Raw genomic sequence first — 20,058 nt, forward strand, 5'->3', positions numbered from 1 at the left:
TTTATGTATTAAATAGTTGGTGAGATATTGTTCTAGTGGATTAATTATTCCCAATCTAATCCTAATAGGCCATTGAAGAAACTTGGATATAAAATAAAATTTTTATAATTTAGGGCATGAATTTTTTGAAATCCATGCTATAATATAAAATGTTATAAATAACAGATTATTCATAACATTGTTATTTATATTATTGTAAAAAATTAAGATAAAAAATGGTTTGGGACTATCAGGGGATAAGAAGTCACTAAAACTGAAAGGCATGGTATTAACATGAAAATGTACTATTATTACGGCGTAATGGGCTCAAGTAAAACAGCAAATGCACTAATGACGAAATTTAACTTTGAAGAGCATGGAAAAAAAGTCATACTAATGAAACCAAGTATTGACGATAGGGATGGAATTCATACAGTGAAGTCTAGAATTGGTATTGATGCTGACGCGGTTCTAATTCATCCAGATTCAAGTGTTAAAGCAATTTTAAATGATGAAAAAGATATTTATTTAATTGTAGTGGATGAAGCACAGTTCTTGTCGAAAGATCAAGTAAATGAACTTAGGGACCTTGTGGATAATGGTATTTCAGTAATGTGTTACGGATTAAAAACGGACTTTATGGGGAATCTGTTTGAGGGAAGCAAGCGTCTATTGGAAGTATCAGACACCATTCGTGAAATAAAATCTATGTGTAAATGTGGAAGAAAAGCAATCATAAATGCAAGATATGCGGATGGTAAGATTGTATATAGTGGGGACAGTTCCATTGATATTGGTGGAGATGACAAATATATTGCATTATGTTATCAATGTTGGAGAAAGGGTATTATATAAGTTTTCCATAAATTACATGTTGTGCTTGCGTTCGTCAAGTATTTATGTTAGTATATAAAAAATCAATAGGAAAGGTGGCTAAAATATGATAGTTAATTGCTAATTCAAAAAGAATACAATTTCAAAGTGTTTGTATAGAGATAATTAATAAAATATCGGTAGGTCAGAGGTTATGACTTGTTTTTGTGTATAACTAGTTTTACATAGTAGCGCTTAATTGCAGTTTGGTAATTTTAGATACTGCTTATTTTCTTGTGCTTATGAATAGTTATCGAAGATAGGATCGCGTTATTTTTATATTATTTCTATATTACTTTTATAATATATACACATTGAAATAGCAATTGACAATCCTATTTTATCACCTAATTTATAATATTGTTGTATTGAATATGATGTTATTGTATGCGCGTTCTTATTTAGCATCTAGTTTATTTGGTTTCGATTAATCTTAGATTAATGCTTAGATCAATTATACTGTTTGCTAGTAATCAATAGTGCTATACAATTATCATTATTATATTGATACATCGTGAGTTTGTAAATTACTGAAAGCTATGGGATAGAGAGGTCCTATAGCTTTTTTTATCTTATATTGGCTTTTCTGATTAAGAAAACCTTACTAAGATTAGGAAAGATGCTATTTTGATGTACATCGAAAGGCGGAATTTATATGGCAGAAATTAGTGTAAATAATTTAACTTTTTCTTATGAAACGAGTTACGATAATATTTTTGAAAATACGAGTTTTCAATTTGACACCGATTGGAAGTTGGGGTTCATTGGGAGAAACGGCAAAGGAAAAACTACATTTCTAAATCTACTCTTAGGCAAATATGATTATAGAGGAACAATTGTAAGTAATGTTTCTTTTGATTATTTTCCTTTTCAGGTAGAAGAGAAGGATACAATCACATTAGAGATCATCAAAACAATCATAGCTCCATTCTTAGAGTGGGATAAGAAAATGAGAGACTATGAGAAAGAATTTGAACTCAAAGCCGATCTTTTAGAAGAGAGTGATTCATACAACGAATATAGTGAAATATTGAATCAATATTTGTTACATGATGGATATCAAATTGAAGAATTGATCAAAAAAGAAATTGCAAAACTGAAACTTAAGGAAGAGGTACTATATCGTCCTTTCTCTACATTAAGTAATGGGGAACAGACTAAGCTATTATTGGCAGGGCTATTTCTAAAGAAGAATAATTTTCTATTAATCGATGAACCAACCAATCATCTTGATATGGATGCAAGAGAAGTGTTAAAAGATTACTTGGCAACAAAAAAGGGATTCTTATTGGTATCCCATGACCGAGATTTTATAGATCATGTAGTTGATCATATATTATCAATTAATCGAAATACAATAGAGGTCATTAAAGGAAACTTCTCTACTTGGCAAGAAAATAAGAACCGAAGGGATCAATTTGAGCTAGCAGAAAATGAAAAGCTAGAGAAAAGTATTCTACACCTTGAGGTAGCAGTTCGTAATACAGCAGGATGGTCGGATAAGATTGAAAGTACGAAGATTGGTGCAGGACCTGTGGATCGTGGATATATTGGAGCGCAATCAGCCAAGATGATGAAACGCGCGAAAGCAATTGAGCATAGAAAGAATCGAGAGATTGAAGAAAAATCAAAATTGTTAAAGGATATTGATACAACGGAATCTTTAAAAATGAATCTGTTAGAGATGAAGAAGAATCGAGTTCTGGATGTGACGGATCTAACACTTGGTTACTTAAATGAACAAAATGATGATTTATTTGACAATTACCTGTTCAAAAATCTAACTTTTACATTGAATGTTGGAGAACGCATCGCTTTAAGTGGAAAAAATGGTTGTGGAAAATCAAGTATTCTAAAATTTATTTTGGATCATGATAAGAAAAATAAGAACTCTAACATCTTATATCAGTATAAAGGTAATATCAAATTAACCAATGACGTTGTTATATCCTATGTACCACAGGATACAAGCTTTTTGAAAGGTTCCTTAAAGGATCATATAGAATCTATGGGATTTAAAGAGAGTACATTTAAGATGTTACTTCGTAAGTTAGATTTTCCACGAATTCAATTTGAAAAGAATATGGAGGAATATAGTGAAGGGCAAAAGAAGAAGGTACTCTTAGCAGGAAGCTTAATCTCTCCTTCTCATTTGTTTATCTGGGATGAACCACTTAATTATATTGATGTTCTATCAAGAATACAGATTGAAGAGCTATTGTTAGAATATCAGCCAACCATGCTCTTTGTAGAGCATGATACTGTATTTACCAAGAAAATAGCTACGAAGATTATTCATTTGAATTCGAAGGATAGTTATATCATTGAGACTTCATAAAGGATTAATCGTATTTATCTCGTGTGACTTAATCACTTATATATTTATCTATTTGGATATAATAAGGATTAGCGAAAGAAGTTAAGCAAGCATTCATACACTTTATCTCATGAGTGGATTTTGTTCACTCTAAAACAGAAAATGATAAAGAACCTTCTTTCTAAAAAATCACACGGAGGATAGATTATGTTTTCATTTTTAAAACAAAATACAAAAACAGTTAATGTAAACGAAATTGATCAATTATTAGGAAAGATAGAACTTATTGATATTAGAGAGCCCTATGAATATCACACAGGTGCAATTCAATCTGCTAAGAATATACCGATGGACCAGTTATTAGCAACTCCTCAGAAGTATATTTCGAAAGAGAAGGAGTATTACATTGTGTGTCATTCAGGCGGTAGAAGTTCCATGGCATGTAATCACTTGACGAAGCAAGGATATCAGGTGATTAATGTTATTGGTGGGGTAGGTTCCTACCAAGGAAATAATATTATATAAAAGGTATGATAAAGTAGATATATATCGAACTGTTATGATTTTTATATTTGACATCCCTCTAATATAGCTCTATAATATACTAATATATGGATATAACAGCGTCTTACATAATGGACGCTGTTATTTTATATATATAACTTTATTAAGAAATTACTTTAAATTACTAGTTATAGATGTTCTATACTTTCTAAATACACACGAATAGGCAATTAATTACAGAAATATATCTAGATTGTCTAATGTCTGATCTATCAAGTATTTAATAAACGTTTCTAGGAATTAAATTAATTTTATAATATATATTGTAAATTATTATGAAACAGTAAATGAGTAAACAAGATAAAACGAGGGAGTAAAGATGAAGGAATTATTATTAAAACGAAAATCAAAATTTATTCAGTATCTAATTGCAACTTGTATGTTTATCGTCGATCATTTCGCTAGAATGGTATTGTTTGCCCTTATTCTAGGTGCTATCGAGAAAGGGGATGTTAAGAATTATAAATATGTCGTTATTCTTACGGTTATATTTGTAATCTATTCTCCACTTAATTTTTTGATTTCCAGGCTTTTAAGGATCGGATATATGCGTGATACTATCTTAGATGTTCGTAAGCAAGCATTTGATAAGATTATTAATCTATCATTTAAGCAATATTCGCAAAAGTCAAAGGAAATCTACATATCGAACTTAATTAATGATATTAATACCTTTGAGAATAAGTTTTTTATAAGTTTATTGAACTTTCTGATTAATGTAGGAATGTTTTTCTTATCGCTAATTGCTTTAGTATATCTTGACTATAAGCTTGCGATATGTATGACAATATCTTCTTTGCTTTTGTTTGTGATGGCTAATTTTTTCACAAAGAAGTCAACTTCTTTAGAGCAAGAGCTTTCTAGCACCAATGAGACATTTACTACTGATGTCTCGAATACGTTTAATGGAATTGAGATCCTTAAGTTAAATAATATTGAAGATAAATTTTTATTAAAAGCAATGAAGTCCATTGATCGTGTGGAAAAGAAAAAGTATGCTGCCAATGTATTCTCGGAATTACAAAGAAATGTAATACGAATCTTTGCTTATCTTATTATGGTATTTGTGTTATTTTATTTATCAAAATCAATGAATCAAGGTATGGGTTTAGGAGTTGCAACTTTCTTATTCCAACTATCTAGTTCAATGAGTATGTTCTTAATTAGCGCATTTCCAACGTGGAATCAATGTAAGGCTTCTATGAGTATTTACGAAAAGATAGCAATACCAGAGGATGATATAGAGAGTGAAAGTTTAGGAAATAAGGAGTTCTTATTTGATACGAAAATTGAAGTGAAGAATATGACATTCTCTTATGATAATAAAACCATTTTTAAAGACGCTAGCTTCATGATAGAAAAAGGAAAGAAATATCTAATAAAAGGAGTAAGTGGAGCAGGTAAATCTACGTTAATGAATCTGTTGGCAATGATCTATGATAACTATGAAGGAATGATTCAGGTAGATGGTGTGGATTATAAAGAAATATCTGAAAAATCTTTTAATGAAAATGTCGCATTTATCTATCAAGATGTATTCCTTTTTGAGGATTCAATCAGAAATAATATTACGCTATATAAAGATATTGATGAAAAATATATAGATTATGCTGTAAAAGTATGTGGTCTTGATGCCGTTATTTCTGATAAGGCAAATGGAATTGAGGAAAGGTTAACGGAGAATGGAAAGAATCTATCCGGTGGTCAAAGACAAAGAATCTCGATTGCAAGAGCAATTGCTAAGAACTCACAGATCTTATTTGTTGACGAAGGTACTTCTAGTCTAAATGAAGAGCTAGGAAAAGAAATTGAAAAAGTATTCTTAGAACTAGATAATACGGTAATTGCCATTAGTCATAGATTCTATGAAGGGGTAACGGATTGCTATGATTATGTCTTAGAGCTTAAGAATGGTCATATTCATAAATATCCTGCAAAAGATTATTTTGACGAGGTGATCACATGCTAAATAAATTATATAAAGTCTTGCCTTATTTTTTACTTGCTATTATAGTAGCGGTTTTTAATTGCATTCTTGATGGTTATGTAACAAAGAAAATGATGGATATTCTTGATTTTACGTTAAAGAAAGATATGACATCAGTAAAAGAAAGTGCACCAATGTTAATTATTGTTTCACTATTTCTAGTGCCACTTGGTATTCTTGTTGCAATGACATATAGTTTATTTAAAAGAAGAGCAAACTTAGTATTGAAAAAATATTATGTAAATAAAGTATTTGATAAAAATATTGCAGAATTTCAAAAAGAAAATAATGCAAAGTACATATCAAGCTTAACAAATGATATGAATACGTTAGAGACTAATCTAATTACAGGGATATATACTGTTGTAGTTGCTCTAGCGAATTTTGGAGTAGGCGTATGGCTCTTATCGACAGTTGATCCAAAGCTAATTATTTTGTCGATTATAGTTATTCTAATTAACCTAGCTATATCAATTGTTACATCTTCACCAACGAAGAAAGCGTATAAAGAGAGAAGTGATTTATTTGACAACTACACTTCTTATATTAAAGAAGTATTATCCGCATTTCATATTGTAAAGAATAATAATCTACAAGATAAAGTAACAGAAGATTATTATGAAAAGAGTGAGCAGATTCAACATAAAGGATATATAATTGAGAGAATGTTCTCGTTTATTAATGCAACGGAAAGCTTTGTTATGAATGCTTCATTATATGGAGTAATCTGTGTAATTGGATACTTTGCTGTCAAAGGAACGATCACTGCAGGCGGTGTTCTTTTAATTGTTCAAGCAATGGAGAGAATGGCAGATCCACTATTTCAAATTAGTGAAAATTTGCCAAAGTTATTTACTTCTGGTGACCTAATTAAGAAAATTGAGAAAACATTAGAAAATGCTGATAACCATGAGGAAACTCTTGATTTACCTGAATTCAGAGAAGCAATTGAATTCAAGGATGTTTCCTTTCAATATGAAGATGATGATCGAATCGTACTGCAAGATGTGAATCTGTCTGTTCGTAAGAATGGAAAATATCTAATCGTTGGGCCTAGTGGTGGTGGTAAATCAACCTTGTTAAAACTATTTCGTAAGTATTTTAAACAGTCAAGTGGTGAGATTCTAATCGATGGTAAACCATTGCGTGATATTAAGAAAGAGCAATATTTTTCTTTGGTTGCGAATGTAGAGCAACAAGTATTCTTATTTGAGGATACCATTAAGAATAACATTACTTTATATAAAGAGTATAGTGATAAAGAGATAGAAAAGGCATTAGAACATGCTGGTTTAACGGATTTTGTAAGAAATCTCAAGGATGGTTTATCAACTATCATTTATGATAATGGTAAGAATATCTCTGGTGGAGAAAGAAGCAGAATTGTAATTGCAAGAGCATTGTTGAATAAAGCTAGTATACTTTTTATGGATGAGGCTTTTGCCTCTCTCGATATGGAACGAGCGAAGGAGATTGAGGAGACAATCTTGGCGCTAGAGGATATTACAGTGATTAATGTTAGTCATGTTATCTTTAAGGATACGAAGGAGAAATACGATAGGGTATATACTGTTAAGAGGACGGTTTATTAGATTTTCTTAGGTTATTCATAAACGTTAGTTTTTGTTGACTCATTATTTCATAAGTGTAGGTATTCAAAGGGGGCTATAAAAAAAGTCTCCTTGGTAGGGTATCGATGAATACAGGGCGAGTGGCCTCGCGGTTGGATTACTCTTAAAGGAGTATAAGAAGTACTAAATGGATAAGAATCACTTATAACATAAAAATAAGGAACTAACTCGTTTTCAGAACACTCAGACATAGTTCCTTATTTTTATTGGCGTGATTCTTATCCATTAAGTACTTCTAATACTCTTTAAATGCAATCCGACTGCGAGGTCACTCGTCCTGTATTCAATGGAACACTTTTGGAATAGATGCGAATGGTCAAATACGTACATATGATGCGTAGCTGTACGAGGTTCTTCCAAAAACATTTGCAATGTTTAATAAATTATATGGAAAGGAAGCTGTAGAATCATTAGAAGTATTTGCTATTAGAGTACTAGTCGATAAAAAGATACCGAATGATGGTTATTTCAAGAAAATAGAAGAGGAGGCATTTCCAACATTAGAATGGCTAAAAAGTATATATATTGAATATGGTGGAGATGAATATAGCCTTTAGGTTGATTATGGAGATACATATATTAATGCGTGTAAAACGTTTCAGATAACCCAAAAAGACAAAGAAATGTGGAAAAAGGATAATGATATAGCAACATGTTAGAAAAATATAATTTTTGAATAGGAGATATTATGATAGAGGACAAAATGAAAGAAGATATCGGAAAAATATTTATTTGGCAAGGCAATAAGATAGAAATCATAAATGCTTTTACCTGTTATGAAGGAGATTTTTATGAGTATAAAATATTTGGTGATGATAAAGTCTATAGGGTTAATATATTTAAAGATATGAGCTTTGCGATGTCCATTCCAAAATGAAACATATTGTATGTAAAAAAGAAGCGCAAATTCTCTAAAAAAATTGGGTTCTATAATAAATGTTGGGGTGTGTTAAAAACACTTCCAACATTTTTGTTTTTATATTAAAATACATCTATATAAAGCCTCTTAACATGCAAACCGACCAAAGTAAACATTTTAAAGGAGGTATTTTATATAGATGCAATCTAATTGTAACAAAAATCTTTTAAATTTAGAAGGTGTAAAATTAAAAAGTGTGCAACACACACTAGAGGGGATTATTATCAAGATTGAAACCAATCCCAAACCTCAAAATTGCCCTTGTTGTGGAGCTGAAACTTCTAAAATACACGATTATCGTTGGCAGAAAATTAAAGACTTACCTTTTCAGTTATCAAATGCTTATTTAATGTTGAGGAAACGAAGATATGTGTGTTCCTGTGGCAAACGTTTTTATGAGAAATATAGCTTTATCGCTAAATATCAGCAACGTACAACACGACTATCCTATAAGATTGTTGAATTGCTTCGTTCAACCAACAGTATTAAATATGTTGCTTCACAAACTAATGTCTCTACGAATACTGTAACACGTATTCTTGACACACTCTCGTATGATAAACCACCTATTCCTCAATGTATTTCAATTGATGAATTTAAAGGGAATGCTGGTAATTCCAAATATCAATGTATTCTGGTAGATGCAAAGAAAAAATGTATTCTTGATGTTTTACCGGATCGTACTCAGTCTCATCTTATTGATTATTTTAAATCTTGCAGTCGGGACGAAAGGTATCGTGTTAAATTTTTTATTTCTGATATGTGGCAACCTTATATTGATCTTGCCAAAACATTCTTTCCTAATGCTACAATCATCGTAGATAAATATCATTACATCCGTCAGGTTTCTTGGGCAATTGAAAGTGTTCGTAAACGTTTACAAGCATCCATGACACCAACTCTTAGAAAGTACTATAAACGAAGTAGAAAACTTATACTGACTCGATATTCTAAATTAAAAGACGAAAACAAAAAAGCCTGTGATTTAATGCTACTATACAGTGATGATTTACGACTAGCTCACAAGTTAAAAGAATGGTTCTATGAAATATGTCAGAGTAACAGCTATACATATCAAAGAACTGAATTTTGGGAATGGGTAAAGAATGCTGAAAGTTCTGGATTACACGAATTTGAAGCTTGTGCAAAAACATATAGACGTTGGTCTGAGTATATACTTAATGCTTTTAAGTATGGATATACAAATGGGCCTACGGAAGGATTTAATAATAAAATCAAAGTACTAAAAAGAAGTTCTTATGGTGTACGTAATTTTGAAAGATTTCGTACACGTATCATTCACAGTTCTATGTAAAAAAATGGTCGGTTTTCAAGAGGCTTATTTGTCATGCAAAAAAACATCTATTATAGAACCTAGTCATAAAAATAGCTCTATTGTCAATGTTAGTGCGGGTGCAATGCACCTCGCACCCCAACACTTGACAAAGAGCCAAAAATTGCGCTTCTTTTCAACATTTCGTATCTAACTAGAAATTATCATTATAGAATTCTTCCACTAATTGATCTAAATAAGCCTCTGATACATTAGGATGAATCTCAGACACCTTTCCTTTCATATATTCAATCTTATGAAAGAAATTAACTTCATCTGGTTCAGAAGGATTATGAATCGTATCTAACTCTTCTTTAGTCATATTGTTTTTTAACCATTCTTTAATTTGAACAGTTACATTTTCTTCGTTCTCGATTTGGGTTTTTATTGTTTTACTTGTTATATAGCTATTGATTCCAATTGCAATGAATATGATGAATAGAATAGTCATTACAATCAAGGAGAGTATACCGTTTAAGAATGAAATAACTCCTAATAAGTTTAAAGCTACAAAGATTAGGCCACATACACCAAATACAAGGAATGTAGAAGTAGTGGATTTTAGATCTTCGTATTTATCTGCTTTTTTAACATAGACTGCTGAAGGTCTGTTAATAAAATCTTCTGCTGCCTTTTTCATTTCTAGTTCATTATAGCCTGCAAGACCGGAAAGTTTTTTATCGATATTATCTGTCGTGTCATTATTGGTCAGATCTTGCTTGATTTCATCTAATAGGATACCTTCGGAATTAGAATCGGAATCTTCGGTAACGGAAGATGAATCCAAAGAATCTACTAGTTCATGGCCACAATCAGCACATACTTTTACACCATTTACATATTCAGCTTTACAATTTGGACACCAAGGCATAATACGTCCCCTCTTTCTTAGTTCTTATATGAACTTACGTTGATAAGAAGCATAGTAATTATAACTATTGAACTTTATATAAATGATAAGATTTCTTACCTTTTTTCACTAATAATGCTCCATCACTATTGAAGTCATTTGTAGTAAATACTTTATCGAATTCTTGAACTTTCACATCATTTACAGTAACTCCACCTTGAGTGATTGTTCTTCTAGCATCAGAACGAGTAGTTGCTAATTTACCATCTACTAATAGAGTGATTAGATCAATTCCTTGATCAAATTGTTCCTTAGTATAAGTGGTAGTAGGAATATCCTCAGTCTTCATGCTTCCGCCGAATAGGGAACGAGCAGCTTCCATAGCTTTTGTAGCTTCTTCTTCTCCATGTACAATCTTAGTGATCTCGAAAGCAAGAACTTCTTTTGCGTGGTTGATTTCGGCGTCTTTTAAAGCACCAAGTCTTCTTACTTCATCCATTGGTAAGAAAGTTAGAAGAGAAAGGCATTCTTCCACTTTAACATCTTCGATGTTTCTCCAGTATTGGAAGAATTCATATGGAGATGTCTTCGCTGGATCTAACCATACAGCTCCCTTCATTGTTTTACCCATCTTAATACCTTCACTGTTAGTAAGAAGTTTTAGAGTAAGACCGAAAGCAGGTTTTTGTTCTTTACGACGAATAAGATCAACACCACCAAGGATGTTAGACCATTGATCATTACCACCTAATTCTAACGTACAGTTATATTTCTTATTTAGTACCCAGAAATCGTAGGATTGCATTAACATGTAGTTGAATTCGAAGAAAGTAAGTCCTTTTTCCATTCTTTGTTTGTAACATTCAGCTGTTAGCATTTTATTTACTGAGAAATGAACACCGATTTCTCTTAAGAATTCAACATAGTTAAGATCTAATAACCAATCTGCATTATTTGCAAGGATCGCGTTTTCATCATTAAAATCAAGGAAACGAGATAATTGTTTATGGAAGCAATCCGCATTATGTTGGATGGTTTCTTTTGTCATAATGGTTCTCATATCAGTTTTACCAGTTGGATCACCAATCATGGTAGTTCCACCGCCAAGTAAAGCGATTGGTCTATGACCAGCTTGTTGCATATGCATCATTGCCATAATTGTTAGAAAATGACCAGCAGTTAAACTATCAGCAGTTGCATCGAAGCCTATATAAAAGGTAACTTTCTCCTTACCTAATAATTCTTTAATCTCTTGTTCATGAGTAGTTTGTTCGATAAATCCTCTTTCGAGTAAAATATCATATACATTCGTAGACATTATAGTTCCTCCTTAAAATTCTTATGGCGGACTGTTAAGACTTAACAGTCACTTTTCCTTAAAATATCCTAACACACCATGGCATTTAATTCAAGCCTGTGCTGTCCTAAAGTTGGTAATATGTTTATGAGTTGCCCGACAAATGACCAGTTTGGGAGATAGTCTAGGTAATTTGCACAAAACAGAAAAACTTATGCTTCATTGAATATGTATAAGAAGTTCTAGTTCTCAGTTCATTTTGTGTAAAACATATGCTAGAACAGATAACTCGCTTCGCTCAGACAGATCTGTCCTAGCATATAACACTAAATGACCCGAGAACAAGATCTTCTAATACATACTCAAAGGCGCATTCGCTTTTTCTGTTTTGTGCAAATTACCAGGCAAGGTGTTGAACTGGTCATTTGCCTGGTAACTCATGTTTATATATTGAGGTTTAAAAGCCTTATTTTTGGTTATTGAGTGTATATCGCTGTATAATTATAAATTTTGGCTACCTTTCCCTTGAAAAATTAAAAAAACAAACCCATCATATTTTTTACAAGCCTCATAACAAGTGACAAGTTTATTTATAAACTTTACTCTCGTTCCTATTTTCACTTTGAGTCTTGACAAAATATAAACGATACTTCCGGCCGGACTACGCCAAAATTCATAATGATACATCAATATACACAATGTATGTAATGAAAGGCTTTTGCCCCTCGAATCAGCGAATTTATTCATAATAACTATCATTAAACAATATATTATAACAAGCTTTCATCTTAATACATAATACTGAAATAAAGGATAGAAAGGATGTTATTATATGCAAGAGAATGAAACGATGATGAGTGCAAATCGTGCGGAATTAATTAAGATTGCAAGAGAAAGTTGTGCGAAAAATCTTTATTCGAATAATTCAAGAAATAATCAAAGTTCGAATAAGAGACTTACTTCTGTTCGTAGAGATAGTCTAGATGGAGCAACTATGCTTATACCAATTGCCAGGCGTAGCAGCGTTTCTAATACAGATACTAGATTAAATGGAATAAGGTTTTTTGCAATTCGAATGATAATCGCAGTTATTCTATTTGCCAGTGTTGTTTTAATTGATCAGACGAAATTTACCTATAATAAGTTCAACAGTTCTGTAATAGAAGAAGCGATACATACCAATGCAAGTGCTAAAAGGGCGGTTGATATTGTGGCAACCTTTACACAAGATAAGATATTGAAGGTAATACAAAAAAAATAAACGTTTTTCATAGACTTGTTTTATAGTAGTATGATATACTAAATGTTGCGAAAAACTAGTAGCGCGAAGGATAAGACAATTCGTTACTTAAGAATACTATAAATAGGAAGAGAAACCATATAATCTATGATATGCTTCCTATTTTCATAAGAAATGGAGAATTAACAATGAGAAAACTAGCACTTTCAGATGAAATACTGCTAACAGTTGAAAAACCTGCCAGATATATCGGTAATGAAGTGAATATGGTTAAAAAAGATCTTAGCCAGATTGACATTCGATTCTGTATGTGTTTCCCAGATGTATATGAGATTGGAATGTCACATCTTGGTATTCAGATCTTATATGATATGTTTAACAGAAGAGAAGATACGTATTGTGAAAGAGTATATTCACCATGGGTTGATTTAGATAAAATAATGAGAGAGAAGAACATTCCTCTATTTGCTATAGAATCACAGGATCCGATTAAAGATTTTGATTTCCTAGGTATTACACTCCAATATGAGATGTGTTATACCAACATTCTACAGGTATTAGATTTATCACAGATTCCAGTATATACGAAAGATAGAACAGAGGAACATCCAATTGTGATTGGTGGCGGACCTTGTTCCTATAATCCAGAACCAATCGCGGATTTCTTTGATTTATTTTACTTAGGAGAAGGCGAGACGAAGTATTCCGAACTTCTAGACGCTTATAAAGAGAATAAGAAAAACGGTGGTTCTAGATCAGAATTCTTAGAAATGGCTGCAAGAATTGATGGAATCTATGTTCCTAGCTTTTATGAAGTATCTTATAAAGAAGATAATACAATTGAATCCTTTACTTCAATTAATGAAAATGCACCATTAACAATCAAAAAAGAAATTGAAATGAATGTAAGTGACACTTATTATCCTCAAAAGCCACTGGTACCACATATTAAAGCAACACAAGACCGTGTAGTTCTAGAGATTCAACGTGGCTGTATCAGAGGTTGTCGTTTCTGCCAGGCGGGTATGATTTATCGCCCAGTAAGAGAACGTGATGTTGAAGTGCTTAAAGAATATGCAAGAAATATGCTCAAATCAACTGGACACGAAGAAATATCACTTAGTTCCTTAAGTTCAAGTGATTATTCTGCACTTAAGGAGCTTACTTATTTCTTAATCGATGAATTCCGCAAAGATGGCGTGAATATTTCACTTCCATCTTTACGTATTGATGCTTTCTCATTGGATGTTATGAGTAAAGTACAAGATGTTAAGAAGAGTAGCTTAACTTTTGCGCCAGAAGCTGGATCACAAAGGTTACGTGATGTTATTAATAAAGGTCTTACCGAAGAAGCAATCCTAAATGGAGCAATGGATGCCTTTAATTCTGGTTGGAACCGTGTAAAACTATATTTCATGTTAGGACTACCTACAGAAAATGAAGAAGATATTGAAGGAATCGCGATTCTCTCAGATAAAATAGCAAGAGAATATTATACGATACCAAAAGAACAACGTAACGGAAAAGTTAGTATCGTATCTAGTACCTCCTTCTTTGTACCAAAACCATTCACTCCATTCCAGTGGGTGAAGATGGCAACAAGTGAAGAATTCCTTGAAAAGCAAAGATTCTTAAATGGTAAGATGAGAGAGCAGTTAAATCAAAAGAGTATTAAATACAATTGGCATGAAGCAGAACTTACCGAACTAGAAGGTGTATTTGCTAGAGGTGACCGTAAATTAAGCAAGGTTATATACGATGCTTATAACTCTGGTTGTATGTACGATGCTTGGTCTGAACATTTTAAATATGATAACTGGGTAAAAGTATTTGAAGATAATGGAATTGACCCATTATTCTACACGAGTAGAGAACGTGATTTTGAAGAAATTCTACCTTGGGATTTCATTGATGTAGGTGTTACAAAAGATTTCTTACAAAGAGAATATAAACGCGCAGTAGAAGAAAAAGTCACTCCTAATTGTAGACAAGCGTGTGTTAACTGTGGTGCAAAACAATTTGAAGGAGGGGTATGCTTTGAAGGCTAGATTAAAATTTTCCAAAACAGGATCCATGAAATTTATTGGACATTTAGATATAATGAGGTATTTCCAAAAGGCATTCCGTCGTTCTGAGATTGCTGTGGAATATTCTCAGGGATATAGTCCTCATCAATTAATCTCATTTGCTGCTCCACTTGGTGTAGGTTTAACAAGTGAAGCTGAATACCTTGATATGCAATTATCAGAAAGCTTATCCTCGAAAAAGATGATAGATATCATTAATGAGACAATGGTAGAAGGAATAAACGTTGAGGGATTTCGCGCTTTATCTGATGATAGTAAAAATGCTATGTCCATTGTAGCTGCTGCAGATTATAGCGTATCAGTAAAAGAAGGATACATTGTCTGTGATGACTTTGCAAACCAATTCAAAAAATTTGTTATGCAAGATGAGATCACTATTCTGAAAAAATCTAAGAAAAGTGAAAAAGAAGTTGATATAAAGCCATTTATCTATCATACAGCTTATAATCGATCTTCATTTGACAAAATGGTAGATAGAAATTGCGATTCTATTACAGTAGAACAAAAAAAAGATGCAGTTGATTCAAATTCTACATCAGTAGAACAAGATAAACCGACATCATCTGGGGTCATTTTTATGCAATTAGCCACAGGAAGTGTAAATAATCTAAAACCAGAATTGGTGATGGAAGCCTTTTGCAATTCCATTTCTATTGAGTATAATCCATTTGCATATCAAGTGCATCGTATTGAGATATATGCAGATCTAGGTGATGAATCAGAAAGAAAATTAGTGTCATTGCAAGATCTTGGTACTGAAATAGAATGATCAAATTAGAATGTCAATAACCTTGTGTTATTCAGGGTGGTGCCAAAATTTGGAATAGGCATTTGATGCGCTAATTAACTGAGTATATTGCGAACTACTTATTATAAAGGTTTCTTAAAGAACAATGTTTTTTAGTTTTTAGGATACTTAGAATAAGTTAGTTCGCAATTAATTATAAAATATAAGTGAGAGTAGAAAGGAGGAGAGAATTTGAAACAGAAATTAATTATTACGTGTGAAGAGAGTCGAATTGTTTCATCCTTATTTGAAGAAAATAATCTAGTTCAAATTAATGTTACTCCCAATAATGATACGAGCTTACTTGGAAATATATATGTGGGAAAAGTAAAAAATATAGTTAAAAATATCAATGCTGCTTTTATCGAAATACAAAAAGATGTTATGTGTTATTATTCTTTAGAAGAAAATAAACATCCTATTTTCGTTAATCCTAAGAATAACGAAAAAGTAACCATCGGGGATGATATTATTGTTCAGGTAATCAAAGAAAATATTAAAACAAAAGCACCTGTAGTATCTTCAAATCTAAATCTGACGGGGAAATACTCTGTACTAACGCATGGAAAGACACTAATTGGTGTGTCTAATAAGATAAGTGATGACACAGAACGAATGCGTTTAAGAAACATTGTGAATGAATATAAGAATGAAGACTATGGCTTTATTCTTCGTACCAATGCTATACATGCAGATAAAGCAGTAATCCAATCTGAAATTAATTCATTACTTAAATTATATAATGAAATTAAGGAATATGGAATTCATAGAACAGCTTTTTCATTATTACATGCAACACCACCTTCTTATATTTGTGATATACGAGATGGTTTTGCAAGTAATCTTGATGAAATTATCGTTGATAACCAAGATATTTATGATGAGACGAAAGATTATTTATTAAAGTATCAAAAGGAAGATATCGAAAAATTACGTTTATACAATGACCCAATGATTAGCTTAACCAATCTATATAGCATCCAAACCAAATTAGAGAGTGCACTTCGTGAAAAATTATGGTTAAAGTCTGGAGCATCTATTATCATTCAGCCTACTGAAGCTTTTGTTGTAATTGATGTAAACACTGGTAAAGCAATTAGTGGTAAGAAAAAATCTGAGGATACTTTCTTTAAGATAAATATGGAAGCTGCAATTGAGATTGCAAAACAAATACGCTTACGAAACCTTTCAGGAATCATTATTGTAGATTTTATAGATATGGAAAGTAGTGAACATAGAGAGCAATTAAAGCAAACTTTAATACATTTATTACAAGAAGATCCAATCAAGACAACTTTGGTGGATATTACAGCATTAAATTTAGTTGAAATTACAAGAAAAAAAGTACGTAAACCGCTTCATGAACAATGCATGAAAGAATGTATTGCTTGTCATGGTACAGGCAAGTTGAAAATATAATTTGATATGATTCGCCCGACAAATGACCAGGCTAGATTTTTGAAACAGGTCATTTGTTGGGCGAATTTTTATATATAAGTTTTTCTTATTAGTGAGCTTCTTTTATAAAATATTAAACGGTAATAATAACAATAATAATTACTAAAATACTTGATATTTTTTACTTTATTCTGTAATATTAGTTTATAGAAATAAATTGATTAAATTTTTCATAAGCTATTAGATCAGAATAAATCTTATATCTTGAATATCAGGAGGAAAATATTTTATGTCAAAAATAGTGGTTATAGGTGCAAATCATGCAGGAACAGCGACAATTAATACAATATTAGATAATTATAAAGGTCATGATGTAGTTGTATTTGATGCAAATTCAAACATTAGTTTTCTTGGATGTGGTATGGCATTATGGATAGGCAAACAGATCAAAGGTCCAGAAGGTTTGTTCTATGCAACAAAAGAGATGCTTGAAGAAAAGGGTGCAGTAATTCATATGGAAACGCCTGTTGAGCAGATTGATTATGATAAAAAAGTTGTGTATGCCAAAGGGAAAGACGGTGTATCATATGAAGAAAATTATGATAAGTTAATACTAGCTACAGGTTCCTTGCCTATTATTCCTGATATTGAGGGGATTCATCTTGATAATGTTCAGTTAGTAAAATTATATCAAAATGCTCAGGATGTAATTGAAAAATTGAAAGATGATTCCTTGAAAAATATAGTTGTTGTTGGAGCTGGATATATTGGAGTAGAACTTGCAGAGGCATTCGCAAGATGTAATAAAAAAGTAACTCTTATTGATAAAGCAGATACCTGTTTGAGTAGCTATTATGACAAAGAATTTACTGCAATAATGGAAGAACATCTAAGAAAGAATGGTATTGAATTAGCATTTAATCAATCTGTTGAGAAATTAGTTGGAGATACGAAAGTAGAAAAACTAATTACTGATAAAGGTGAGTATCCTGCTGATATGGTCATATTAGCAATTGGCTTTAGACCTAATACGAGGTTAGCTACTGATTCCTTTAAGTTATATAGAAATGGAGCATTTCTAGTTGATAAAATGCAACAAACAAGTATGAAAGATGTCTATGCCATCGGTGATTGTGCCACAGTATATGATAATTCTATAAATGATATTAATTATATAGCATTAGCTACCAATGCGGTACGTTCCGGTATTATAGCAGCACATAATGTATGTGGTACGAAGTTAGAAACATTAGGTGTTCAGGGATCCAATGCAATTAGTATATGGGGTCTTAATATGATCTCTACTGGTCTCACTTTAGACAAGGCAAAAACTTATGGATTTAATGCAGTGGTCACAGATTATGAGGACTATCAAAAACCTAAGTTTATTGAAAACAATAATAAAGTTAAGATTAGAATAGTATATGATGGCGAATCTAGGGTAATCCTTGGTACACAAATAGTTTCTGATTATGATGTGTCCATGGCAATTCATATGTTCTCCTTGGCTATAGAGGAGAAAGTGACTATAGATAAATTGAAATTATTAGATATATTCTTTTTACCTCATTTCAATCAACCATACAATTATATTACTATGGCAGCTTTGCAAGCTAAATAGTGTGAAATAAAGTGTTTCACATGTTAAAAAAGCCTTTTGATCTTTTAATCATAGTATAGAATAAAACGGACTCTGTAAGACTATTACAGAGTCCATTTATTTTATTTACTTTCTCATCTTATCATATTAAAAAAAGATTAAAAATTAATGAAATATACAATTCGTTGTGGAAAATCTATATTATTTGTAGTACGATAGTCTATGTAATTTACCATTACATATTTGTGATGTATAAGTAATGAAAAATATAGTGAATAAACCTAAATGCCTACAAATGGAGGAGTGCATGTTTGGCTATGTAAAAGTATTTAAACCAGAATTAAAAATGAAAGATTTTTCAAAATACAAGGCTTATTATTGTGGCTTGTGTAGAACACTAAAAGAAAGGCATGGACGATTTGGTCAAATGACATTGACATATGATATGACATTTCTTATCATATTATTAACGTCATTATATGAAGAACGTACGAAGCATGAATTACACCGATGCATTGTGCACCCAGTGAAGAAACATGATATGTTAATTAATGAAATTACCGAGTACGTATCGGATATGAATATTGTCCTTACTTATTATAATTTCAGAGATGATTGGGAAGATGAGAAGAGCGTAGCTGGATTCTTAGGTGCTGAATTTATAAAAAGCGATTATAAGCGTATTAATAACAAGTACAAAAGGCAATGCAAAGTAATTAAATCTAGCTTAGTAAAGTTAAGTACTTATGAATCAGCAAAGGAATATAGTATCGATCTTGTCGCAGGTACTTTTGGAGAGATTATGTCTGAGCTTTTTGTATATCGTAAAGATCGCTGGGAAGATGACCTTCGTAAAATGGGATTTTATCTTGGAAAATATATTTATATTATGGATGCCTATGAAGATCTAGAGAAAGACTTAGAGAAAGGCAGTTATAATCCATTATCCGCTCTTTATAAGAAGTGTAAACCAGAAGATTACGAAGCTACTTGTAAGACCATGTTAAATATGATGTTAGCAGAATGTACCAATACATTCGAGAGATTGCCTCTCGTAAATGACATCGATATATTAAGAAATATATTATATGAAGGCGTTTGGACGAAATATGATACCATCCAAACTGAGAATAAGGAAAGTAAAGAAAACAACAAAACAAAGAAATGTAAAAGAAATCATGAAAAATAGTGAAAAG

16 protein-coding genes are annotated in these 20,058 nt (G+C 31.7%); 14 read left to right on the top strand and 2 right to left on the bottom strand.

Annotation, left to right across the window (positions count from 1 at the left end; translation table 11 throughout):
- Nucleotides 1-273 precede the first annotated feature (273 nt).
- The 8 genes from bsdtb5_RS10035 to bsdtb5_RS10070 all read left to right on the top strand — a co-directional run bounded on the left by bsdtb5_RS10035 (nt 274) and on the right by bsdtb5_RS10070 (nt 9,585).
- The gene (locus bsdtb5_RS10035; protein WP_271715880.1) at nt 274-834 is read left to right on the top strand and encodes a thymidine kinase; all 561 of its coding nucleotides are present in this window, start codon (nt 274-276) and stop codon (nt 832-834) included.
- Nucleotides 835-1,507: 673 nt separating this feature from the next.
- Nucleotides 1,508-3,190 carry a ribosomal protection-like ABC-F family protein gene (gene abc-f / locus bsdtb5_RS10040; RefSeq protein WP_271715881.1) on the top strand — a complete coding sequence of 561 codons (1,683 nt, stop codon included), beginning with the start codon at nt 1,508-1,510 and terminating at the stop codon, nt 3,188-3,190.
- A gap of 186 nt (nt 3,191-3,376) precedes the next feature.
- Nucleotides 3,377-3,694 carry a rhodanese-like domain-containing protein gene (locus tag bsdtb5_RS10045; RefSeq protein ID WP_271715882.1) on the top strand — a complete coding sequence of 106 codons (318 nt, stop codon included), beginning with the start codon at nt 3,377-3,379 and terminating at the stop codon, nt 3,692-3,694.
- A 358-nt stretch (nt 3,695-4,052) separates the two neighbouring features.
- A complete protein-coding gene (locus bsdtb5_RS10050) occupies nt 4,053-5,702 on the top strand; it encodes an ABC transporter ATP-binding protein (protein WP_271715883.1) in 1,650 nt (549 codons plus the stop codon).
- The gene (locus bsdtb5_RS10055) at nt 5,696-7,312 is read left to right on the top strand and encodes an ABC transporter ATP-binding protein (RefSeq protein WP_271715884.1); all 1,617 of its coding nucleotides are present in this window, start codon (nt 5,696-5,698) and stop codon (nt 7,310-7,312) included. The genes bsdtb5_RS10050 and bsdtb5_RS10055 overlap by 7 nt, the downstream gene beginning before the upstream one ends.
- Before the next feature lie 410 nt (nt 7,313-7,722).
- Nucleotides 7,723-7,908: a hypothetical protein gene (locus bsdtb5_RS10060; protein WP_271715885.1), complete on the top strand. Its 186-nt coding sequence runs from the start codon at nt 7,723-7,725 to the stop codon at nt 7,906-7,908.
- A gap of 131 nt (nt 7,909-8,039) precedes the next feature.
- A complete protein-coding gene (locus bsdtb5_RS10065; RefSeq protein WP_271715886.1) occupies nt 8,040-8,228 on the top strand; it encodes a hypothetical protein in 189 nt (62 codons plus the stop codon).
- Nucleotides 8,229-8,409: 181 nt separating this feature from the next.
- Nucleotides 8,410-9,585, top strand: a complete 1,176-nt coding sequence (locus tag bsdtb5_RS10070; protein WP_271713201.1) for an ISL3 family transposase — start codon at nt 8,410-8,412, stop codon at nt 9,583-9,585.
- A gap of 172 nt (nt 9,586-9,757) precedes the next feature.
- Here bsdtb5_RS10070 and bsdtb5_RS10075 read toward each other — a convergent pair whose 3' ends face one another.
- On the bottom strand, nt 9,758-10,474 hold the full coding sequence (locus bsdtb5_RS10075; RefSeq protein WP_271715887.1) for a hypothetical protein: 717 nt from the start codon (nt 10,472-10,474) through the stop codon (nt 9,758-9,760).
- A 64-nt stretch (nt 10,475-10,538) separates the two neighbouring features.
- The gene (gene tyrS, locus bsdtb5_RS10080) at nt 10,539-11,771 is read right to left on the bottom strand and encodes a tyrosine--tRNA ligase (RefSeq protein WP_271715888.1); all 1,233 of its coding nucleotides are present in this window, start codon (nt 11,769-11,771) and stop codon (nt 10,539-10,541) included.
- Between the two features lie 811 nt (nt 11,772-12,582).
- Between tyrS and bsdtb5_RS10085 the strand changes: the two genes are divergently transcribed.
- From bsdtb5_RS10085 to bsdtb5_RS10110, 6 genes are all read left to right on the top strand, one after another.
- Nucleotides 12,583-13,011, top strand: a complete 429-nt coding sequence (locus tag bsdtb5_RS10085; protein WP_271715889.1) for a hypothetical protein — start codon at nt 12,583-12,585, stop codon at nt 13,009-13,011.
- 167 nt (nt 13,012-13,178) lie between these two features.
- Complete coding sequence (locus bsdtb5_RS10090) at nt 13,179-15,038, top strand: TIGR03960 family B12-binding radical SAM protein (protein ID WP_271715890.1); 1,860 nt, start codon at nt 13,179-13,181, stop codon at nt 15,036-15,038.
- On the top strand, nt 15,028-15,846 hold the full coding sequence (locus tag bsdtb5_RS10095) for a TIGR03936 family radical SAM-associated protein (RefSeq protein ID WP_271715891.1): 819 nt from the start codon (nt 15,028-15,030) through the stop codon (nt 15,844-15,846). The genes bsdtb5_RS10090 and bsdtb5_RS10095 overlap by 11 nt, the downstream gene beginning before the upstream one ends.
- Before the next feature lie 210 nt (nt 15,847-16,056).
- Complete coding sequence (locus tag bsdtb5_RS10100) at nt 16,057-17,283, top strand: ribonuclease E/G (protein WP_271715892.1); 1,227 nt, start codon at nt 16,057-16,059, stop codon at nt 17,281-17,283.
- A 268-nt stretch (nt 17,284-17,551) separates the two neighbouring features.
- Nucleotides 17,552-18,883: a H2O-forming NADH oxidase gene (gene nox, locus bsdtb5_RS10105; RefSeq protein WP_271715893.1), complete on the top strand. Its 1,332-nt coding sequence runs from the start codon at nt 17,552-17,554 to the stop codon at nt 18,881-18,883.
- A 286-nt stretch (nt 18,884-19,169) separates the two neighbouring features.
- The gene (locus bsdtb5_RS10110; RefSeq protein WP_271715894.1) at nt 19,170-20,051 is read left to right on the top strand and encodes a DUF5685 family protein; all 882 of its coding nucleotides are present in this window, start codon (nt 19,170-19,172) and stop codon (nt 20,049-20,051) included.
- Nucleotides 20,052-20,058 lie beyond the last annotated feature (7 nt).

This window comes from Anaeromicropila herbilytica, from assembly GCF_016591975.1.
Taxonomy (GTDB): domain Bacteria; phylum Bacillota; class Clostridia; order Lachnospirales; family Lachnospiraceae; genus Anaeromicropila; species Anaeromicropila herbilytica.